General features: G+C 52.4%; 20 protein-coding genes and 1 pseudogene (1 of these 21 running past the window's edge). 11 read left to right on the plus strand and 10 right to left on the minus strand.

Translation table 11 applies throughout. The annotated features are described in order from the left end of the window. Positions 1 to 48: 48 nt before the first annotated feature. On the minus strand, positions 49 to 747 hold the full coding sequence (locus NB640_RS08125) for an HAD family hydrolase (RefSeq protein WP_269308234.1): 699 nt from the start codon (positions 745 to 747) through the stop codon (positions 49 to 51). Between the two features lie 201 nt (positions 748 to 948). Here NB640_RS08125 and NB640_RS08130 point away from each other — a divergent pair, with 201 nt between their 5' ends. The 5 genes from NB640_RS08130 to dnaJ all read left to right on the plus strand — a co-directional run bounded on the left by NB640_RS08130 (position 949) and on the right by dnaJ (position 7650). After that, positions 949 to 1836, plus strand: a complete 888-nt coding sequence (locus NB640_RS08130; RefSeq protein ID WP_269308235.1) for an NAD kinase — start codon at positions 949 to 951, stop codon at positions 1834 to 1836. 60 nt (positions 1837 to 1896) lie between these two features. Further along, the gene (gene recN, locus NB640_RS08135; protein ID WP_269308236.1) at positions 1897 to 3549 is read left to right on the plus strand and encodes a DNA repair protein RecN; all 1653 of its coding nucleotides are present in this window, start codon (positions 1897 to 1899) and stop codon (positions 3547 to 3549) included. A 112-nt stretch (positions 3550 to 3661) separates the two neighbouring features. Beyond that, positions 3662 to 4219, plus strand: a complete 558-nt coding sequence (gene grpE / locus NB640_RS08140) for a nucleotide exchange factor GrpE (protein ID WP_269308237.1) — start codon at positions 3662 to 3664, stop codon at positions 4217 to 4219. Positions 4220 to 4358: 139 nt separating this feature from the next. Beyond that, positions 4359 to 6323: a molecular chaperone DnaK gene (gene dnaK / locus NB640_RS08145; protein ID WP_269308238.1), complete on the plus strand. Its 1965-nt coding sequence runs from the start codon at positions 4359 to 4361 to the stop codon at positions 6321 to 6323. 181 nt (positions 6324 to 6504) lie between these two features. After that, positions 6505 to 7650, plus strand: a complete 1146-nt coding sequence (gene dnaJ / locus NB640_RS08150) for a molecular chaperone DnaJ (protein WP_269308239.1) — start codon at positions 6505 to 6507, stop codon at positions 7648 to 7650. A gap of 52 nt (positions 7651 to 7702) precedes the next feature. Here the strand turns inward: dnaJ and trmL are convergent, their stop codons facing one another. Together trmL and NB640_RS08160 are read right to left on the minus strand one after the other, a co-directional pair. Beyond that, entirely contained in the window at positions 7703 to 8173 is a 471-nt protein-coding gene (gene trmL, locus NB640_RS08155; protein WP_269308240.1) for a tRNA (uridine(34)/cytosine(34)/5-carboxymethylaminomethyluridine(34)-2'-O)-methyltransferase TrmL, read from the minus strand. Positions 8174 to 8186: 13 nt separating this feature from the next. Continuing rightward, complete coding sequence (locus NB640_RS08160; protein WP_269308241.1) at positions 8187 to 8969, minus strand: ComF family protein; 783 nt, start codon at positions 8967 to 8969, stop codon at positions 8187 to 8189. A 61-nt stretch (positions 8970 to 9030) separates the two neighbouring features. Here NB640_RS08160 and NB640_RS08165 point away from each other — a divergent pair, with 61 nt between their 5' ends. Next, positions 9031 to 9900, plus strand: a complete 870-nt coding sequence (locus NB640_RS08165; RefSeq protein WP_269308242.1) for a methyltransferase domain-containing protein — start codon at positions 9031 to 9033, stop codon at positions 9898 to 9900. A 36-nt stretch (positions 9901 to 9936) separates the two neighbouring features. Here the strand turns inward: NB640_RS08165 and NB640_RS08170 are convergent. The 5 genes and pseudogenes from NB640_RS08170 to ftsY form a co-directional block, all read right to left on the minus strand. After that, positions 9937 to 10611 (minus strand): annotated as a pseudogene (locus NB640_RS08170) (DUF5984 family protein). Positions 10612 to 10718: 107 nt separating this feature from the next. Then, positions 10719 to 11615 carry an RNA polymerase sigma factor RpoH gene (gene rpoH, locus NB640_RS08175; protein WP_269308243.1) on the minus strand — a complete coding sequence of 299 codons (897 nt, stop codon included), beginning with the start codon at positions 11613 to 11615 and terminating at the stop codon, positions 10719 to 10721. Positions 11616 to 12016: 401 nt separating this feature from the next. Next, positions 12017 to 12946 carry a cell division protein FtsX gene (locus NB640_RS08180; RefSeq protein WP_269308244.1) on the minus strand — a complete coding sequence of 310 codons (930 nt, stop codon included), beginning with the start codon at positions 12944 to 12946 and terminating at the stop codon, positions 12017 to 12019. Next, on the minus strand, positions 12943 to 13629 hold the full coding sequence (locus NB640_RS08185) for a cell division ATP-binding protein FtsE (protein WP_269308245.1): 687 nt from the start codon (positions 13627 to 13629) through the stop codon (positions 12943 to 12945). The genes NB640_RS08180 and NB640_RS08185 overlap by 4 nt, the downstream gene beginning before the upstream one ends. A 19-nt stretch (positions 13630 to 13648) precedes the next feature. Next, positions 13649 to 14716 (minus strand): signal recognition particle-docking protein FtsY, encoded by a 1068-nt coding sequence (gene ftsY / locus NB640_RS08190; RefSeq protein ID WP_269308246.1) that lies wholly within the window; start codon positions 14714 to 14716, stop codon positions 13649 to 13651. Positions 14717 to 14804: 88 nt separating this feature from the next. On the opposite strand from ftsY, the gene NB640_RS08195 reads away from it, so the two are divergent. The 5 genes from NB640_RS08195 (at position 14805) to NB640_RS08215 (ending at position 19098) form a co-directional block, all read left to right on the plus strand. Next, positions 14805 to 16172: a M16 family metallopeptidase gene (locus tag NB640_RS08195; protein WP_269308247.1), complete on the plus strand. Its 1368-nt coding sequence runs from the start codon at positions 14805 to 14807 to the stop codon at positions 16170 to 16172. A 32-nt stretch (positions 16173 to 16204) separates the two neighbouring features. Further along, positions 16205 to 17572: a M16 family metallopeptidase gene (locus NB640_RS08200; protein ID WP_269308248.1), complete on the plus strand. Its 1368-nt coding sequence runs from the start codon at positions 16205 to 16207 to the stop codon at positions 17570 to 17572. 34 nt (positions 17573 to 17606) lie between these two features. Further along, entirely contained in the window at positions 17607 to 18254 is a 648-nt protein-coding gene (rsmD, locus tag NB640_RS08205; RefSeq protein ID WP_269308249.1) for a 16S rRNA (guanine(966)-N(2))-methyltransferase RsmD, read from the plus strand. A gap of 37 nt (positions 18255 to 18291) precedes the next feature. After that, on the plus strand, positions 18292 to 18780 hold the full coding sequence (gene coaD / locus NB640_RS08210) for a pantetheine-phosphate adenylyltransferase (protein ID WP_269308250.1): 489 nt from the start codon (positions 18292 to 18294) through the stop codon (positions 18778 to 18780). Between the two features lie 66 nt (positions 18781 to 18846). Further along, a complete protein-coding gene (locus tag NB640_RS08215; protein ID WP_269308251.1) occupies positions 18847 to 19098 on the plus strand; it encodes a YfhL family 4Fe-4S dicluster ferredoxin in 252 nt (83 codons plus the stop codon). A 2-nt stretch (positions 19099 to 19100) separates the two neighbouring features. On the opposite strand, the gene NB640_RS08220 is transcribed toward NB640_RS08215, so the two are convergent. Together NB640_RS08220 and ychF are read right to left on the minus strand one after the other, a co-directional pair. Continuing rightward, entirely contained in the window at positions 19101 to 20279 is a 1179-nt protein-coding gene (locus tag NB640_RS08220) for a DUF484 family protein (RefSeq protein ID WP_269308252.1), read from the minus strand. Between the two features lie 237 nt (positions 20280 to 20516). Beyond that, positions 20517 to 21063, minus strand: the 3' portion of a protein-coding gene (gene ychF, locus NB640_RS08225) for a redox-regulated ATPase YchF (protein WP_269308253.1). The gene runs 545 nt beyond the window's last position; the window shows 547 of its 1092 coding nt (coding positions 546–1092); its start codon lies beyond the right edge, outside the window; the stop codon is at positions 20517 to 20519.

Here is a 21063-nt window from a genome sequence, read left to right on the forward strand (position 1 = left end):
CGGGGTATTGTATGTAAGGTTATGGCCTGATTCAATAGTCAGCCGCTATTATGGCATGAGCAGTTTTTCGAGATCGCCCAGGGAATGCACAATGATATCCGGCCTGACATTTTCCGGCAGGGCTTTTTTCGGTACGAGATCCGGCCGCTTCATCCAGGCGGTTTTCATGCCGGCACGCATGGCGCCGGCGACGTCATTTTCCGCATCATCTCCCACATATACCGCTTGGCCGGGATGGATTTCCAGCGCGTCACAGGCGGCATGAAAAATAGCAGGCTCCGGTTTTGGGCGGCCAAATGCCGAGGCAACAAGGGAAATGCGAAAGTGGTGAGCGATCCCGATATGTTCCAGATCTGCCGCGCCATTGGAAATGGAGCCGATCATATACCGGTGGCCGAGGCTGGCCAGGGCCGGAATCACATCATCGTACAGATGGACATCATTGCGCGCCCTGCTGAAAACCTGCATGGCGTCGTCTGCCGCTGTGCTTTTGATTCCGGCTTCTTCAAAAGCTTCCACGAGACAGGCATGACGCAGTTCCCACAGCGCATATCCGTATCGGGGATGCTGTTCAATCAGGCGTTTTTGCCGGGTGCGAAAAGTTTCAATAAAGCTGTCACTGGCCACCGCAGGGGTATGGCGTTTGAGCCACTCAAACAGAACCTGTTCTGCCCGGGCAATAACCGGGTCAATGGCCCAAAGCGTATCGTCCAGGTCAAAGAGAACTGCTTTGATGGTGCTTTTCATCAGATAGTTGAGCCGTTGACAAAGATCACAAAAAACGGGATCGTATGGGGGTGCAGTAGGTGTCGCCATCTTATTTTACGCATTTATCCCGGTTTATGCTGATTTTGAAACACGGCCCTGATTTATTCCTCAAATAACAGGGGAAAAACCGGTGTTTTGGTGTAATCTGAAAACTGGGCAAACCGCAAACTATTTTTAAAAATGTCTGAAAAAAAGAAAATTTTTGCTCTCGTCTCCAGGTCCTATACGGAAAGCATTCTGGACTCGATGAAAAAAATCGCAGATTTCCTTGAGCAGGCCGGCTACATTGTGGTGTATGAATCACAAACGGCAATGAATATCCCCTTTGATAATGTCACACCGATGAATATTGAAGATATCGGTACACGGGCTGCTGCTGCCATTGTGATCGGGGGAGACGGCACCATGCTCGGCATTGCCCGCCAGCTTTCTCCTTATACGGTGCCGTTGATGGGTATCAATCATGGTCGTCTGGGGTTTATGACGGATATTCCGCTGGAGCAGATGCTGCCGGTACTGGAACAGATGCTGCAGGGTAAATATGTCTCGGAGACACGCTTTTTGATTGAAGGGGCGATTATCCGGGAGGGTGAAGCCATTTATCAGGCGACGGCCTTTAATGATATCGTGATCTGCCGGGGCGGCGGATCAGGCATGATTGATCTCAAGGTGGAGGTGGATGGCCACTTCATGTACCAGCAGCGCTCGGACGGCCTGATCATGTCCACGCCAACCGGATCAACGGCTTATTCGCTGTCAGCAGGCGGCCCGATGATGCATCCGAATCTGGGCGGTATTGCCATTGTTTCCATCGCGCCGCATTCGCTTTCAAACCGGCCGATCATTGTGCCGGATACCAGTGAAATTGTTATTGAGCTGATTGAGGCAAACCAGCCCAGCGTGAATTATGACTCCCAGTCTTTTGCCAGCCTGCGACTGGGAGACCGGATTGTTGTCAAACGTTCATCCAACACCATTACTTTTCTCCATCCACAGGGGTGGAGTTACTACGACACCCTGCGCAACAAGCTGTACTGGGGTGAGACCGCCGTGCGGGAGAAGAAATGAGGGTATCCGCTACCTATTGGCACATACCGTCCGCATGACCGGACATAATACGGATTGACCATGCTTCATACGCTTGCCATTCGTGATTTTGTGATTGTGGATGCCCTGGAACTGGAGTTCGGGGGCGGGTTTTCTGCACTCACAGGGGAAACCGGCGCAGGCAAATCCATTCTGATTGATGCATTGGAACTGGCGCTGGGTGCCAGAAGTGACCCGGGTGTGATTCGCGATGGTGCCGCCAAAGCCGAAATCAGTGCGGAATTTTCTCTTGGCGAATCGGCCAGAAAGTGGCTGGAAGAAAACGAGATCGATACGGAGGAGGACGTTGTTCTTTTGCGGCGCGTTATTGATGCTTCCGGTCGTTCCAGAGGGTTTATCAATGGTGTCCAGGCAACCGCTGCGCAAATGCGTGAGTTGGGGGAGCTATTGGTCGACATCCACGGGCAGCATGCGCATCAGTCACTTCTCAGAGGGGATGGGCAGCGCACGTTGCTGGACCGGCATGCCGGTTTGCACAATGAAGGGGAAACGGTTGCGTCACGTTATCGTATCTGGCAGGAGCTGGATGCGCGCTGTCGCGAGGCACAGGCGAATGCCAAGAACCTTCTTGAGGAAAAAGAGCGCCTGGCCTGGCAGGTGGAAGAACTGGAAAAGCTGGCGCCCAGGCCTGATGAATGGGCTGAGGTCAGCAGCAGTCATAGTCGCCTGACCAATGCCGCGAGCCTGATGGGGGGCGCGCAGGAGGCACTGGCAGAAATGTCAGAGTCCGATGTGCCTGTCCTGTCGCGCCTGCATGCCATGCAGCAAAAACTTTCCCGGCTGGCCGAAATAGACGACGGGCTTTCCCCTGTTGTTGAACTGTTTGACTCCGCCAGGATCCAGTTGCAGGAAGCGGTTTATATGCTGAGTGACTATCTGTCACGGACTGATCTGGATCCCGAGCGCCTGAAACAGGTTGAAGCACGGATGGAGGCGCTTTATTCTGCTGCAAGAAAATACCGTGTGACACCAGAGGACCTGCCTGCCGAACTGGATGTGCAGCGTACCCGCCTCCAGGCGCTTTCCGAAGCACAGGATATTGACGTGTTGCAGAAGAGAGCGGATGCGGCTGAGGCGGCTTATCTATCGGCAGCCGACGCCCTGAGCAAAAAACGGGCTGAAGCGGCAACATTGCTGGGGCAGGCGGTTACCGGCACCATGGATAGTCTCAGCATGGAAGGCGGCCAGTTTGCGGTCAGGTTAAATGCCTGTCAGCCCGGGCCATACGGGCTTGAACAGATTGAATTCATGGTGGCAGGCCATGCCGGTTCACCCTTGCGGCCGTTGGCCAAAGTGGCCTCAGGCGGTGAACTGGCGCGTATTGCCCTTGCCATATCCGTGATCACATCCACAGCAACCGAAACGCCAACGCTGATTTTTGATGAAGTGGATAGCGGCATCGGTGGCGGGGTGGCGGAAGTGGTCGGTCGCCTTCTCAAAAAGCTCGGACAAGGGCACCAGGTGTTGTGTGTTACCCATCTTCCCCAAGTGGCCAGTCAGGCTGCCTCGCATTTCCAGGTAAGCAAAATGACATCGGACAAAGCCGATCATCCGGTTTCCCGTATTGTGAAACTCACTGATAAAGAGCGTGTCGAAGAGATTGCCAGGATGCTCGGTGGCATCGAAATCACAGCGACAACACGCAAGCATGCCCGCGAGATGCTGTCAGAATGACGCTCTTTTGCGCGAGGACGTTTTTTTTACATTTTCCTGAAAATATGGCTTGAAAAGCCGCATGCTGCCCCCAACTGTCAGGGATTGCTTATGTTTTGATCTGGAGGAAATCGTGCAGGACGACAAAAAAGAGGGCGCATCATCTGAAAGTCAGAAAGATGTCACACTCGATGAAATCATCGTTCCATCTGAAGAAATGGCAACAGAAACGCTTTCTTTGGAAATGCAGTTGGAAAAGGCGGAGCAGAAAGCAGCGGAAATGCATGATGCTTTCCTGCGTGCCAAGGCCGAGACGGAAAATATTCGCCGTCGGGCACAGGAAGAGATCACCAAGGCGCACAAGTTTGCTGTTGAAGGCTTTGCCGAGGCGATGCTTGCGGTGAAAGACAGCCTGGAAATGAGTCTGAAAGTGGAGGCACCATCTGTTGAGTCAATCAAGGAAGGGGTTGAGGCAACATTGCGTCAGCTTGCCCATGTGTTTGAGCAGAACAAGCTGGTGGCCGTTATTCCTGCCAAAGGAGAAAAGCTTGATCCCATGAAGCATCAGGCTATCTCAACGGTGCCGTCTGATCAGGCCCCCAATACCATTGTTGAGGTATTGCAAAAGGGTTACATGCTGTCTGATCGTTTGCTCAGACCGGCGATTGTGATTGTTTCTGCCGCAAAATGATCTTGAAACTGCTGAATTAAGCGCCATATAGGGTTAAGTGAAAGAAATTGATCGGATAGCTCAAGGCCGCCGGTAATTGAACCGGCAAACACTTTGGAACCCTGTCCGGATCTGAAAAACTGGTTTGAAAGGAAAAAAAATGGGAAAAATTATTGGTATTGACCTGGGAACCACCAACTCCTGTGTCTCGGTAATCGAAGGGGGACAACCCAGGGTCATTGAAAACGTGGAAGGGACGCGTACGACGCCATCCATTATTGCTTATCAGGAAGACGGCGAAACCCTGGTTGGCGCTGCAGCTAAACGGCAGGCAGTGACCAATCCGAAAAATACCCTGTATGCGATCAAGCGCCTGATTGGCCGTCGCTATGATGAAAAAGAGGTCCAGAAGGATATCGGCCTGATGCCATTTTCCATCGTCAAGGCGGATAATGGCGATGCGTGGGTTTCCGTACTGGATGACAAGCGTCTGGCTCCGCAGCAGGTTTCTGCTGAAGTGCTGCGCAAGATGAAAAAAACCGCCGAGGATTACCTGGGTGAGGAAGTCACCGAAGCCGTCATTACGGTACCGGCCTATTTTAACGACTCACAGCGCCAGGCAACCAAGGATGCCGGCCGTATTGCCGGTCTTGACGTCAAGCGCATCATCAATGAGCCGACTGCAGCAGCGCTGGCTTTTGGCCTGGACAAGGCTGGCAAGGGTGATCGCAAGATTGCGGTATATGATCTGGGTGGCGGTACATTTGACGTTTCCATCATCGAAATTGCCGATGTCGAAGGTGACAAGCAGTTTGAAGTGCTGTCGACCAACGGTGATACTTTCCTGGGCGGTGAAGATTTTGACCAGCTCCTGATCGATTTCATCCTGGAAGAATTCAACAAGCAGAATGGCATCAACCTGAAAAATGATCCGATTGCGCTGCAGCGCATCAAGGCATCTGCAGAACGCGCCAAAATCGAGCTGTCTTCCGCACAGCAGACCGAGGTGAATGAGCCGTACATCGCCATGAACAATGGCACACCGCTTCACCTGAATGTCCGGATTTCCCGCGCGAAGCTTGAGTCGCTGGTGGAAGGATTGATTGACCGCACCCTCGAGCCATGCAAAATTGCGCTGCAGGATGCCGGACTCAAGGCCAGTGATATCAATGACATTATCCTGGTAGGCGGTATGACCCGCATGCCGAAGGTGCAGGAAAAGGTCAAGGAATTCTTTGGCAAGGAACCGAGAAAGGATGTGAATCCGGATGAGGCGGTTGCGGTTGGTGCTGCACTGCAGGGTTCGGTGCTTTCCGGTGACCGCACGGATCTGCTTTTGCTTGACGTGACGCCACTGTCGCTGGGTATCGAAACCCTGGGTGGGGTGATGACCAAGATGATCCAGAAAAATACAACCATCCCGACCAAGTTCAGCCAGGTATTCTCCACCGCCGAGGATAACCAGCCGGCAGTAACGATCAAGGTATACCAGGGTGAGCGTGAGATGGCTGTGGGCAACAAGGCGCTGGGTGAATTCAATCTGGAGGGTATCCCGACAGCACCGCGCGGCATGCCGCAGATCGAAGTGACCTTTGATATTGATGCCAATGGTATTTTGAATGTCAGTGCCCAGGACAAGGCCACGGGCAAGGAAAACAAGATCACCATCAAGGCCAACTCCGGGCTGAACGAGGAAGAAATCCAGCGCATGATCAAGGATGCGGAACTCAATGCCGCAGAAGACCATAAGATGCGTGAACTGGCGGATTCCCGTAATCAGGGCGACGGCCTGTTGCACTCAACCAAAAAATCGATGGGCGAGTATGGCGACAAGCTTGAGGCTGCCGACAAGGATGCCATTGAGAATGCCATAAAGGAACTCGAAGAAACCCTGCGGGAAAATGACAAGGAAGCGATTGACGCCAAAATATCAGCGCTTTCCACTGCCGCGCAGAAGCTGGGTGAAAAAATGTATGCCGACATGCAGGCCCAGCAGGCCGGTGCTGCTGGCGAAGGCGGCGATGCCGGCGCAGAGGCCGCGGGCGACCAGCCACAGGAAGCCGATGTCGTTGATGCAGAATTCAAGGAAGTCAAGGACGAAGATAAAGACGCCAAGAGCGAATAAACTTCTGGGAGGCTTTATGTATACTGCCGGATCAGGGTTTCACTTTTCATGAAACCCTGGTCCGGCTTTCTGCCTGATACCCGGGCAGGTTTCCCGCCACACAAAGTGAGCCAGGCGGGAAAAGGAAACAGCATCCGGTAGATACTGATATGCCGGAGACAACTGGATAGTGTGAAACAACATGTCAAAACGCGATTTTTACGAAACCCTGGGCGTACCCAAAAATGCGTCGGAAGATGAGATCAAGAAGGCTTATCGCAAACTGGCGATGAAGTTCCACCCTGACCGCAATCCCGACAGCAAGACGGCAGAAGCCAAGTTCAAAGAGGTTAAGGAAGCCTACGAGATGCTGTCCGATGAGGAAAAGCGGGCTGCTTATGACCGGTTTGGCCATGCAGGGGTGGACCCCAATATGAATATGGGGGGAGGCTTCAGAGGTTCTGGAGCTGGTGCTGGTGGCTTTGCCGATGCGTTTGGCGACATTTTTGGCGATATTTTCGGCACCGGCCGTGGGCAGCAGCGAAGCAGCGGCCCGCAGATGTACCGGGGGGCCGATCTGCGATACAACCTGGATATTACGCTTGAAGAGGCCGCAACAGGGGCTGACAAGACGATTCGCGTTCCTTCATGGGATGTCTGTGATACCTGTCATGGTTCCGGTGCCAAGCCGGGCACCACGCCGGAAACCTGCAAGACCTGTGATGGTTCCGGCCAGGTGCGGATGCAGCAGGGATTTTTCAGTATCCTGCAGACCTGCCCCACCTGTAACGGCATGGGCAAGATCATCAAGGACCCCTGTATTCAGTGTCACGGCGTAGGCCGCGTCAAGCGCAACAAGACCCTGGAAGTCAAGATTCCTGCCGGTATTGATGATGGCATGCGGATCCGTTCTTCCGGCAATGGTGAGCCAGGAGCCAATGGCGGGCCGCCGGGAGACCTTTATGTGGAAATCCGCATCAAGCCGCATCCGGTATTCCAGCGGGAAGGCGATGATCTCCACTGCGAAGTGCCCGTCTCATTTGGTCGGGCAGGGCTTGGTGGCGATATCGAGGTGCCGACACTGGATGGCAAGGTATCGTTCAATATCCCGGAGGGTACCCAGACGGGCAAGATATTCCGTTTGCGCGGCAAGGGCATCAAAGGCGTGCGCTCCGGCCAGGCGGGTGATCTTTTCTGTCATGTGACGCTGGAGACACCGGTGAAACTTACCGACAAACAAAAAGAACTGCTCAAGGAATTCGACAAGCTGGTCGTGGAAGGTGGTGAAAGACATACACCTCAGGACAAGTCATGGGGGCAGAAAGTGAAAGACTTTTTTGGCGGTTGACCGGTTTTAACAAGACCAGACCGGCGGTCATTTGACCGCCGGTTTTTTTATTTCAGACACTGCCTTCAAAACTGTTCTGGCGCCAGGCTTCAAAAACGACAACCGCCACGCTGTTGGATAGGTTGAGACTGCGGTTATCCGGGCGCATGGGCAGACGGATACGCTGTGATACAGGAAAACTGTCGCGCAGTCCGGCAGACAGTCCTTTTGTCTCTGAGCCGAAGACAAAAAAATCTCCCGGCTTGAAGGGGGTATTGGCAAAAGGCGTGGCGCCATGTGTTGTCAGGACAAACATTCTGTTTTTATCCGGCTGGTTTTTCGTGATGAAATCTTCCCAGTTACGGTAAACCTTCATTGTGGCGAATTCATGATAATCAAGCCCGGCTCGCCGCATTTTGGCGTCTTCCAGTGGAAATCCCAGGGGTTCGACCAGGTGGAGCTGCGCACCGGTATTGGCACAAAGACGGATAATATTGCCTGTATTGGGGGGGATTTCCGGTTCAACGAGTACGACGTGAAACATGCCTTCTCCAGATTCAAAGCGGGGTTCGGGCAAAAACAAAACCGCTGACCTGTGCGGCGCCTGCCTGTTTTAGCAGGCGCGCCAGCTCGCCCATCGTTTCACCGGTTGTCAGCACATCGTCAACAATGGCGATATGCGCACCCTGTATCTGTGTCTTGAATGCGGCATTGATAACAAATGCCCCGCGGATATTTCTGCGCCGCTCCTTTAAGGAAATGACTGTCTGGGGAGGGGTGTCACGAATACGTTCAATCAGGTGCGGCATAAGGGGGATGTTCCGTTGGTGTGATAGCGGCTTTGCGATTTCAAGGGCCTGGTTAAACCCTCGTGTGATAAGCCGGTTATTGGATAGGGGGACAGGCGCCAGAATGGTGGGATAAGACGTATTTTCCAGCGAGTTTTTCTGTATGGCGCGATCCATCAGGGTAGCAAAAAGCGGTGCCAGGTCCAGGCGGCTGCCGAACTTGAGCGACTGGACGAGCTGGTCAATCGGTGGGACATAGTCCGCTGCTGTAATTGTCTGGTCAAACGTCGGGGAGCGTTTGAGGCAGACGCCACAAAGACGAACATCGTTTTTGCTTTCTGTCAGTTGGTGGGCGCATTGGCGGCATCGGGTCTCATCCCCGGTAAAATAGCGTTTCTGACAGCTATCGCACAGCCCGGATGACCCGGGTGAATGGCACAGCGCGCAAAAGTGCGGCAGGGAGCGCACAATGTGATCAGCCAGCCGGGCTGTTTTTTTCCGGAGTGTCAGCAGCATGTCTAGAAGGTGGTGGCATCGCAATAACGCCATCATTCGCCGAATTTTTCTTTCAGGGTTAAACTTCACACATTATCGCATTCTCTTTTTGAAATTCATGTCCTTTTCGGAAGAACCGCTCGTTTTGCCTGACAGCCCTGTTGACCTCATGCGGGTACGGCAGCTTTTTGCTCTTCCTTCGCGCATTGCCGGCTCGGCTTTCCTGCGCAGGGAAGTGGCAGACCGGATGCACGAGCGACTGTCGATGATCCGGGTTGAACCGAAGCGGATGCTGGATGCCGGCTGTGGGGAGGGAGCGGATTTACCGCTTTTGCGGGATCGCTTCCCCGGTGCAAAAATGGTGGCGCTGGATGCTTCCCATGCCATGCTGCTTGAGGCAAAAAAACACGGAAAGGTGATGGGAACGGTCTGTGCCAATTTTGCCGAATTGCCTTTTATGAACGGCAGTTTTGATATGCTGTGGTCCAGCCTGTCGCTGCACTGGCACCCCGAGCCGCTGTCCGTTTTTTCGGCATGGAAACGTGTACTAAGCAAGGACGGCATGCTGATGTTTTCATGCTTTGGTCCGGAGACACTTTCTCCCCTGAAAGTGGCTTTTCAGCAGGTGGACGGGTATGGACACGTCCTCCCTTTTACGGAAATGCATGATCTGGGCGACAGGATGGTTGAAGCCGGATTTGTTTCGCCTGTTTTGGACAGGGAGGTGATTCACGTCACCTATGAGCATGTCAACAGTCTGCTTTCAGATGTTCGTGCACTGGGCGGAAATGCCCTTCGTACACGCAGGCAGGGGTTGATGGGAAAAACAGCTTATTCGGATTTACTGGATTATCTGGAAAATGAAAGGGATGCTGATGGCAGGATCAGCCTGCCGTTTGAGATTATCTACGGCCACGCTTTCTGCTCTTACCCGGAGAAAGAAAAACAGGCAGAAGCACCGGTTCATTTCTTCCCATATCGCCAGTGAAAGCCGTGATACCGATTGTGCATCCGGTAGCACGGGTCAGGCGAGACGGTTGAATTCGGGGTGATACGTTACCCATTGACCAAACTGTTTTTCCATGTCGAGGAAAAAATGGTGCAGGAGATTTTCCATCTCCTGCATAAAAAGCTCGTAGGATATTTCATATGAGCCTATAGAGGCAGACCAGACCGGGAGGCCATCTTCGTCGATGTCGCGGAAATCATACTGGATGACAAGCTGTTCGCCTATGCGGCAGAACCAGCAAAAACTGCGAAAACGCAGGTAGCCGGTATCCAGGCGGTTGTTGTCCCACACCAGGCGAGTCATATCGCCATAAAGTTCCCATTTCTCATCAGACGGAGCATCCAGTTTTTCGAATCAGTTGTCGAGTTGTCTTTTGAGTGCAAAGCGTTTTTCTGGCGTGCCAACCCGCTTCCATGCCCAATCGGGAACCGGTGTGGTGATTTCAGGCAGGATGTCAAACAAATCCTCCAGTTGCCTGATATAGGGGTATTCATCCCATCCTGATGCCTCAGGGGGCAATCCGTATTTTTCCTGCCAGATACGGGAGTTTTCAAAGAGCCTGACTGTGCCGAGGTCAATGCAGTAAGCACTGTCTGTCAGCCAGAACCAGGCAACATTTTTCTGCCCGTTGTCGCTCAGCGGGAACAGGCATTCTTTAACGGGCTTTAACGCATATTGAAAAAGCGGCATGGTTCAGGCGTTTTCTTTCAGGTCAGGCTTGCCTGTAACACCTGGCCAGTGGCGCAGGCAAAATAAAAGGCACCTGACGTGCCTTTTATTGTGGCATACCTGCCGGATTACTGGTAGGCAACCAGCGCCGTTTTCATCTTCTTCATGGCAGCGGTTTCGATCTGGCGAATACGCTCGGCAGATACTCCGAATTCCTCTGCGAGGGTATGCAGGGTTGCACCGGAACCCTCATCGTTGGCAAGCCAGCGTGCCTCAATGATACGGCGGGAACGCGGATCCAGTTTGCCCAGCGCCTCTTCCAGTCCTTCGGATTGAAGCCGTTCCGTTTCAAGCGTTTCCAGTACCCTGGTCGGCTCGTTTTCTTCCGATGAAAGATAGGAAATGGGCGCAAAGCTTTCGTCGTCATCGTCAGTTGGCGGTTCCAGCGCAATGTCACGGCCATTCATGCGGGTTTCCATTTCCAGCACTTCCTCCCGTTTGACATTGAGTTTTTTTGCCAGAGAGTCGATTTGTGCTTCATTCATGGTTTCACTGCCATTGCGGTGGCTGCGCAGATTGAAGAAGAGCTTGCGCTGGGCCTTGGTTGTGGCAACCTTGACCATACGCCAGTTTTTCAGGATGTACTCATGAATTTCTGCCTTGATCCAGTGAATGGCGTAGGAAACCAGGCGTACTCCCATAGTGGGATCAAAACGCTTGACTGCTTTCATCAGGCCGATATTGCCTTCCTGGATCAGGTCGGCATGCGGCAGGCCATAGCCCAGATAGCCACGGGCAACGGAGGCAACCAGCCTCAGATGTGACAGCACCAGTTCCTGTGCGGCAGCCAGATCATTGTGTTCACGATAACGCTCGGCCAGTGAAGTCTCCTGCTCATGCGTGAGCATCGGCAGGCGGTTGACTTCTGCGATGTAGGCTTCAATATTGCCCAGAGCGCCGGTAAAACCAAGAGCCAAAAAATGATTGTTCGCCGGCATCAATGCAGATGGTGCGGATGCGGTCATGCTTCCCCCTTAACTTTTTCCAAGGTGAGTGAATTAAATTGTTTTTCCATACCCTCTATTTTAGCACTCTTTGAGAGAGAGTGCTAACGGGCGCATGCGTTTTAAAGACGGGCGCAAGGCCTAGGGTCAGGACTCATTAATTAGCCTGCTGCAAAGCGACTTTTCCCCGTCTGCCAGTGTTGTCGGGTCAAAATCGACCTCGCCGTATGTCCAATACGCCTTCGTCTGATTTTGCCCCGACGCCTTGACAGACAGGAAAAATCCACTTTTCGCCCACGGCAAATCAATGAGTCCTGACCCAAGTGAAATCAGGATAAAACAGGATGTCCGGATGGGTTTGAGACGCCGCAAGAAAAGCGGCTTTTTCCCTGAAAATCAATGGCTTTTGCGAATGAGGCCAATCAGCTCATGCGGCCCAGGTGGCGATTGACCGAAAAAAGCGCGCCTATCCAGCCCAAAGCGGCACTGATCAGGAGCAGGGACACTGAAACAAGCGGATTGGGCGGCGCCAGTTGCAGATCAGATGCGTAAAGGCGGGCAAGGTCTGCAATGACGTTGTTCAAGGGATACAGGGCCAATACGACAATACCCAGCGCCAAAGCGCCTGAAAAAAGTCCGAGCAGGATGCCCGTGTAATAAAAAGGACGCCGGATGTAGGAACGGGTGGCGCCAACCATTCGGGTCAGGGTGATCTCATCAATCCGTGTGAGCACCTGGAGACGGATGGTATTGAAAATGACGGCAATGACGACAACACCCAGCGTGATGCCGAGAAAGAGAATACACATCCGGACTACACGGACAAATGCGGCAAGGCGTTTTATCCAGGCGGAATCTATCTGGACTTTTTGCACATGGGGAAGTCCTTCCAGCTGTCGGGCAATGTTTTCAATATGCAGTGCAAAACGCGGGTCGCCATCATTACGGGCAATGCGGATAAGGTATCCGTCCGGTAGTGGGTTTCGGCCCAGTGTCTTGACGATGTCGGTAATGCCTTCTTTTTGCTGCAGGATCTGCAGCGCTTTTTCCTTGGGAATGAAAACAACCTGGTTGCTGCGCTCATCGGAATAAAGGATACGGCGGATGGGTTGTTCGAGTGCCTGTGCATCTTCACGGGAAACCTCAAGATTCAGAAAAATACTGATTTCAGGTTCAACGGCCATCCGGCCTGTCAGTGTCTGGAGATTTTCCAGCAGGGTGACACCGGCAAACGGCAGAGCCAGCGTCATGGACAGGACGAGAATATTGAAAAAAGAATTGCCGGGTGCACGCCGCAATTGGGCAAAGGCGTCACCGATGGCGAAAAAATGCTGTCTGAACCAGTTACTCATGGTCTTCCCGTCTGAGGCCTGACGCGCTGCTCGGATTTGATCAGCCGCCCCTGTTTCAGATAAATAATCCGGTTTGCCCGCTCAAGCAACTGGCCATCATGTGTTGCGATAATACAGGTGACACCTGCCGACTGGAAAAAGCTGATGGCATCAATGACCTTGACGGCGCTTTCCCGATCCAGATTGGTGGTCGGTTCATCTGCCAGGATGATTTTTGGCTTGTTGACGATCGCCCGGGCAACCGCTACCCGCTGCTGTTCGCCCCCAGACAGGGTTTGCGGACGAAACCAGGCGCGATCTGCCAGGTCAACCTTGTCCAGGGCTGCGTTGGCGCGGGCTTCTGCTTCAGCTCTTGATGTGCCGGTTACGATCAGTGGCAGCATGACATTGTCCAGGATGGTTCTGTCTTCAAGCAGTGCCTGCTGTTGCAGGACAAGTCCCAGGTTCTGGCGCAAAGAAGCAATGCCCGCCGGTCTCAGGTTGGCAATATCCTGTCCATTGACGGTAAGTGTGCCGTCATCCGGTTTTTCGATGGCGGCGATCATTTTGAGCAGCGTGGATTTGCCTGCGCCGGAGGGACCGGTCAGAAACACCATTTCTCCCGGCTGGATGGAGAAGGTGATATTGCTGACAGCAGTGATATCACCCGGATAAAAACGGGAAACATCAAAAAATTCGATCATGGCAGACATGTTTTGCGGTTCAGTTCAATAACGCTCGCGTAAATTCCTCGGCAACAAAAGGTTGCAGATCTTCAATTTTCTCACCCACACCGATAAAGTAAACCGGAATGGGACGGACTTTGGCAATGGCAGCGAGAATGCCTCCCTTTGCCGTGCCATCCAGTTTGGTGACGATCAGTCCGGTGAGGGTGAGCGCCTCATCAAATGCCCTTACCTGTGCCAGCGCATTCTGTCCGGTATTACCGTCGATCACCAGAAGCACTTCATGCGGTGCGGATGTTTCGCCTTTCCCGATGACGCGTTGGACTTTTTTCAGCTCTTCCATCAGATGCAGTTGCGTGGGCAGACGGCCAGCCGTATCCACCATGACAACATCGATACCTTTTGCCTTGGCAGATTGTACCGCATCAAAGGCAACCGCAGCCGGGTCACCCGATTCCTGTGCAATGACCGTAATCTGGTTGCGGTCACCCCAGATGGCCAGCTGTTCCCGGGCTGCGGCCCGGAAGGTATCTCCTGCAGCAAGCAGTACCGTTTGGCCATGTGCCTGAAGATGGCGGGCCAGCTTGCCGATGGTTGTGGTTTTGCCTGCGCCGTTGACGCCAGCAATCATCATGACCAGTGGCTGGTGACGGCCGATTTCAAGACGTTTCTCAAGTGGTTTGAGCATATCGGTCAGGAGTTCCCGCAGGGCGTTACGAATGTCTTCCGGTCGTGACAGACGCTCCCGGCCGACTTTCTCCCGAAGGTCATAAAGAAGCTGTTCCGTAGCCTCAATACCGGCGTCCGATGTCAAGAGCGCCATTTCCAGTTCATCGTACAGGTCGTCATCCAGCATGACGGTGCCGAAAATATTGAGATTGGCTGAGGTTTTGGATAAACCGTCTTTAAGCCGATCAAACCATGAGCGATTTTCTGCCGGATGTTCTTGGCTTGGCGGCGCGCTTGTGGCAGTATCAGGAACGTGAGTTTCAGTTTGTGGGCTTGGTGCAGCGGGATTCTCTGTTGTTTCCGGTGTGGAAGGTGTGTCTGTTTTTGCCTCATCGGAGGCATTTGTTTCGGTTTTTTTTCGAAAAAAGCTGAACATGGATGCGCAATATACTGTAATCACTAAAAAGACAGCAAAGGCCGTTTTGCTGTCTGACAATAATCATCATTTTAGCAGAGCCGGCACTATGAAATTTCAAAATATTCTGATGGGCCTTTTATTTTTTGTGCTGGGTATGTCAGGTACCGTGTCCGCACAGGAAGCGAAAGACATTACGCTTGAAAACGGGATGAAAATCATTGTCCGGGAAGATACCCGTTCGCCGGTTGTGGTGCATATGGTCTGGTACAAGGCCGGCTCCATGGATGAGACCAGCGGGACAACCGGTGTGGCACACGTGCTGGAGCACATGATGTTCAAGGGGACAAAAAAATACGGACAGGGTGAATTCAGCCGGATGGTGGCGTCACTTGGTGGGCGTGACAATGCGTTTACCGGCAGGGATTACACCGCTTACTTTCAGCAGATCCAGAACAGCCAGCTTGAACGGATGATGGAACTGGAAGCTGACAGGATGCAAAGTCTCCTGTTGACCACGGAAGAATTTGGCAAGGAAATCAAGGTTGTCATGGAGGAAAGACGTCTGCGTACGGAAGACCAGCCGGCATCGCTTCTGGATGAAGCGGTATATGCCGCAGCATTTGTGGCACACCCGTATCACTGGCCGATCATCGGATGGATGAACGACCTGGAAAACATGACAGCGGCTGATGCGAAAAACTGGTACGAGCGCTGGTATGCGCCGAACAATGCCACCATGGTCGTGGTGGGTGATGTCAGGGCCGCGGACGTATTTGCCCTGGCAAAAAAACATTTCGGGAATATTCCTGCCCGTGAGGTGATCCCGAGCCGTCCGCAGACAGAGCCAAAGCAGCAGGGCATACGGCGCGTTACCGTCAAGGCGCCTGCGGAAAATCCGATGGTCGTGCTGGCCTTCAAGGTACCTTCATTGCGTGATATTGAAAATGACCGGGATGTGTATGCCCTGGATGTTCTTTCAGCCATCCTGGATGGTTATGATAATGCCCGCCTGTCTGCCAGGCTGGTGCGCAAGGATAAAGTTGCCAGCAGTGTTGCGGCAGGTTATGCCACGCCATCCAGAGGCCCGGCGCTTTTTACGCTTGCCGCTGTACCGCTTGGCAGGACAGAAACCCCTGAACTCGAAAAACGCCTGCGCGCAGAGGTTGCCCGGATTGCAAGGGAAGGGGTATCGCAGGCTGAACTTGAGCGGGTGAAAATGCAGATTATTTCTTCGCAGATATACAAGCGGGATTCGCTTTTCGGCCAGGCCCTGGAAATCGGTGTACTGGAAATGACCGGTATCGGTTACCGGCAGATGGATCGTGTCATTGAAAAACTCAAGGAAGTGACCTCAGATGATGTCCAGTCTGTCGCTTCCCGGTATTTTGGCGATGATACGCTCACCGTGGGAACCCTGGTTCCTTTGCCACTGGACCATAATAAAAAGCCGCCTCAGGCGCCTCTCAGACATTGATGCCAACTAACAGACAGGGATTGGTTCAGCTTATGAAACTGTTTTCTTACCACGATATATTCACTTCATGGTTTACCCGCCTGCTGGGGCTGACGATGCTTTTGCTGGTGCAGATACCGCTTCATGCGGCAATCACCATTGAATCCTGGCAGACAAAAAACGGCGCAAAGGTGTTTTTCGTTGAGACGCATGCCATTCCGGTTCTGGATATCAGCGTGGATTTTGATGCCGGCTCACGAAGGGATCCCGATGGAAAGGCAGGCCTTGCTGCGCTGACCAATCTGATGCTGGCGCGGGGTATCGTGGCTTCAGCAGCGCCGTTCAAAGAACCGGCGCTGACGGAAGCACGGATTTCAGACACGTTTGCCGATACCGGTGCCGAGCGTTCCGGCAGTGCCGGCATGGACAGATCAAGTGTCATCCTGAGGACATTGTCTTCAGAAAAAGAGTCAGACCAGGCGATCCGTGTACTGGCACGGCTCCTTGCTCAACCGGCTTTTCCTGCCGATATGCTGCAGCGGGACAGGACACGGGCTGTTTCCGCCATTCGTGAGGCACTGACACAGCCGGACGCCATTGCTTCCCGTGCCTTCATGAAAGCGCTGTATGGCTCACATCCCTATGCTTTCAGCCCGACGCCCGAGTCGCTTTCCACCATTACCCGCAAGGATTTGCAGGAATTTCACCGGCGGTATTATGTGGCCGAGACAGCAACGATTACTATCGTGGGAGATGCTTCCCGTTCCCGTGCCGAAGCCATCGCAGAAGAGCTCAGTGTACGGCTGAACCGCCAGCCTGCGGGACAAAAAACCGCCCCGTTGCCGGATGTGGCGGTGAAAGCGGGGGGCGAACAATTTATTGAACACCCGGCAACCCAGTCGCATATCCTGGTTGGCATGCCAGCCTTAACGCGCGGTGATCCGGATTTCTTTGCACTGACAGTCGGCAATTACATCCTGGGCGGAGGGGGTTTTGTTTCCCGTCTGATGAAGGAGGTCCGGGAAAAAAGAGGACTTTCCTACAGTGTCTTCAGCCAGTTTGAGTCGCGCATGCAAAAGGGGCCGTTTATGATCAGCCTGCAGACAAAAAAAGAACAGACAAAAGGAGCGATCCGGGTGGTCAGGGAGACATTTGATACCTTCATGCAGAACGGGCCGACCGAAGAGGAACTGAAAGCGGCAAAAGACAATCTGGTTGAGGGTTTTCCGCTTCGCATGGACAACAATGTGAAGATACTCGCTCTGGTCTCGATGATCGGATACTATGGTTTGCCGCTGGATTATCTGAACAACTGGACGGATCGCATCAATGCTGTCACGGTGGCTGATGTACGCGAAGCCTTTGCCCGCAAACTCTCTGCCGATCGTCTGTCAACAGTGATTGTTGGCGAATCGAAATAATCCGTGCTTCATCAGCCCAACAGAAAAGAGTGACATGCGACGTCGACAATCATCTGCCAGCCAGAAAAGCAAACTCAGCTACCAGGTCAGGATCATTGGTGGACAGTGGAAGCGTTCGCTTTTACCCGTCAGTGTGGCACCCGACCTGCGACCGACGCCCAGCCGTGTCAGGGAAACACTGTTTAACTGGTTGTATACGCTTTTTGGCGGCCGCTGGGAAGCCATGGATTGTCTTGATCTCTTTGCCGGTACCGGCGCTTTCGGTTTTGAGGCGGCAAGCCGCGGCACAAGACAGGTAACGATGGTGGAGTCACACCGTGCGGCTTTTGCACAGTTGCAGGCGACCAGTGACAAACTGAATGCCGGGGCTCTGGTTACGCTTGTGCAGGGTGATGCCCTCCAGGTAGCGCAGCGTCTTGTTGCACAAAAAAAACAGTTTAATGTTGTTTTTCTTGATCCTCCTTTTCAGGCCAATATCCTGCCTGAAATCCTGCCGTTGTGTGCGGATTTGCTCAAGGAAGAGGGGGTTGTGTATGTTGAATCATCCACCTTTCTGAGCGAAGAAACTGTTGAAAACTTGAGCAAAAATGGCAGGCAATGGCATATAATTCGACAGGACAGGGCAGGACATGTCTGTTATCACCTATTGCAATTGCTGTATGAAGACCATCTTCAGGCATAATATGAGCCTGCTGTTTTTATTGAAGGAATGAAAAAAAATGACCATTGCCGTTTATCCGGGTACATTTGATCCACTTACGCGTGGTCATGAGGACATTGTCCGGCGGTCATCCGGATTATTCAAAAAACTGATTGTCGGCGTGGCAGACAGCAGGACCAAAAAACCTTTCTTTACAATGGAAGAACGGCTTGAGATTGCCAATGAAGTGCTGGGTCATTATCAGAATGTCAAAGTGGTTGCCTTTACCGGCCTTCTGAAAGATCTGGTCAGGGAGCACGATGCGCGCGTCATTATCCGCGGATTGCGGGCTGTTTCTGATTTTGAGTATGAATTCCAGATGGCAGGCATGAACCGATATCTCATGCCGGAAGCCGAGACACTCTTTATGACGCCTTCGGATCAGTACCAGTTTATTTCCGGCACGATTGTCCGTGAAATCGCAGTCCTGGGCGGGGATGTCTCCAAATTTGTCTTCCCTTCTGTTGAAAACTGGCTGAAAAACAAAATCCGTCTGATGACGGATTGATCAGCGCTCCAGTTTCCCCTTTTGTCCATCAGGCAGGAGGGATATTCCCATTTATCCGGAGCAGACATGGCGCTTTTTATTACCCGGGACTGCATTAACTGTGATGTCTGTGTGCCGGAATGCCCTAATGAAGCGATTGTTCTTGGGCCGGAAATTTATGAAATCAACCCGTCACGCTGTACCGAATGTGTCGGCCATTATGATGAGCCGCAATGTGCCATTGTTTGTCCCGTCAACTGTATTGTCAGAACGCCGGAACTGGCTGAAACACACGACATGCTGCGTGTGAAATTTGAATCCCTCCAGCGGCAGGGCTAGGCTCATCCTTCATTCATTTCTGCGTTGCCGGGAAAAGGATGAGCCTGGTTTGCCCAGACAACCCGGTTTCTTCCGCTCTCTTTTGCTTCATATAATGCCAGATCAGCCTGTGACAGAATAAAATAAGCCAGATCGGACAGGCTCTGGCCGGGTTCAATGCCGGTTACAGTAAAACCGCCAATGGAAATCGTGACATCACAAAACTCCTTGTCAGGCAGACTGAATGCTTTGCCGGCTGCTGCCAGGCGAATGCGTTCCGCGATGGTTTTTGCATCGTGTGATTCCGTATTGGGCAGCACCAGGACAAATTCTTCACCGCCGAATCGGGCAGGAATATCATAGCTGCGCAACTCATTTTTGATCCGGATTGCCAGTTCTTTCAGCACTTCATCACCAGCCGGGTGTCCCAGGCGGTCATTGATCAGTTTGAATTTGTCGATATCAATAAAAAGGCATGACAGGGCGCTGTCGTGCCTGCGTGCCAATGAGAGTTCCTTGAGTAACTGTTCTTCCAGATGACGGCGATTGCCAATGGCCGTCAGTGGATCGGTCAAGCTGACCTGTTTGAGTTTTTCCTGCGTAATGACGTTGTCCAGGCAGATTGCCATGATGGAACCCTGAAGCTGGAGGAAATCCGTTGCCATGCCGGAAATGAAGCGATTGATATCCATACTGCCAAGACAGACAAAACCGGTCAGGCGATGATGGCGTCTGAATGGGATGACAGCAACACTTCTTGGCGGTCTGGAAACCGCAGTGAAAAGCCCGCGATGTTGCTGGGGACAGTATGATCCTAAAAGCGGTTTATGCAGGCTGCTTAAAGAAGGGTGAAAGGATTCCATATTCTGCGCCAGCATAAGGAGGGGATGTTTGCTGGTGTCAATCCCAAGGAAAGAAACCAGTTCGCCGAGCTCATCCTTGGGGTCAAGGAGGATCGTGGAAATCACATCAAGCTGGGCAGTGTTTTTCATCGTCACAAAAATATGCCGAATTAGGTCGGTCAATGTATCCGCCGCGATAAGCTTCAGGCTCATTTCATGGTTACGGCTCAGTATCTGCTGATTTTCGTGGCCAAAACGAAGCAGACGATCCATCTGGTCACGAAGTTGTGTATTTTCTTCAATCAGGTCCATGGATGACAGATGCGTCAAGGAATAGGGAAGGTTTTGGATATTCATCATCGGCCTCGTGATTCGTAAGATGCTTGTTTTTGTTGCTATCAAACGGGGTTTTTTCCATGTTCTCTGCGTCACATCTGGTTGAACGGGTGCTGATTGTTGTCTTGATGCCCTAAAACCTGTTCAAAATCGGCTTAAATTCAGTTTTTTAATATTTAATGGTTCGCTTTCAAGGGTGTTGTTAATTTATTAATCTTTTATGGTCTGCGCGGGACAAAAAAATATAAGGGTTAAACCCTATCAGACATTAAATAAAAAGTTCAGTACATCTCCATCCTGTACCACATATTCTTTTCCTTCGGCGCGAACACGACCGGCTTCCTTGGCACCCTGTTCTCCCTTATGGGTGACAAAATCGTCGTACGAAATGGTTTGTGCGCGAATAAATCCTCGCTGAAAATCAGTATGGATAACGCCGGCAGCCATAGGTGCTGTATCCCCTTTTCTGATCGTCCATGCGCGAACTTCCTTGACGCCTGCCGTGAAATAAGTCTGCAGGCCCAAAAGGCTGTATGCAGCGCGAATCAATCGGCTTAACCCGGGTTCATCCATACCCATGTCAGCCAGGAAGACCAGGCGGTCCTCGTCATCCAACTCGGCAATTTCCGCTTCAATAGCGGCGCAAATAGCCACAATAGGGGCATTTTTGGATTGCGCATATTCTGACAGTTTGTCCAAAAGCGGATTGTTTTCAAATCCATCCTCGGAAACATTTGCCACATACATGGTGGGTTTGGCCGTAATCAGGTGCAGCGGCCTTAACAGTGCCTGGTCTTCCGCTTCCAGT

Source organism: Oxalobacter vibrioformis, from assembly GCF_027118995.1.
Classification (GTDB): domain Bacteria; phylum Pseudomonadota; class Gammaproteobacteria; order Burkholderiales; family Burkholderiaceae_D; genus Oxalobacter; species Oxalobacter vibrioformis.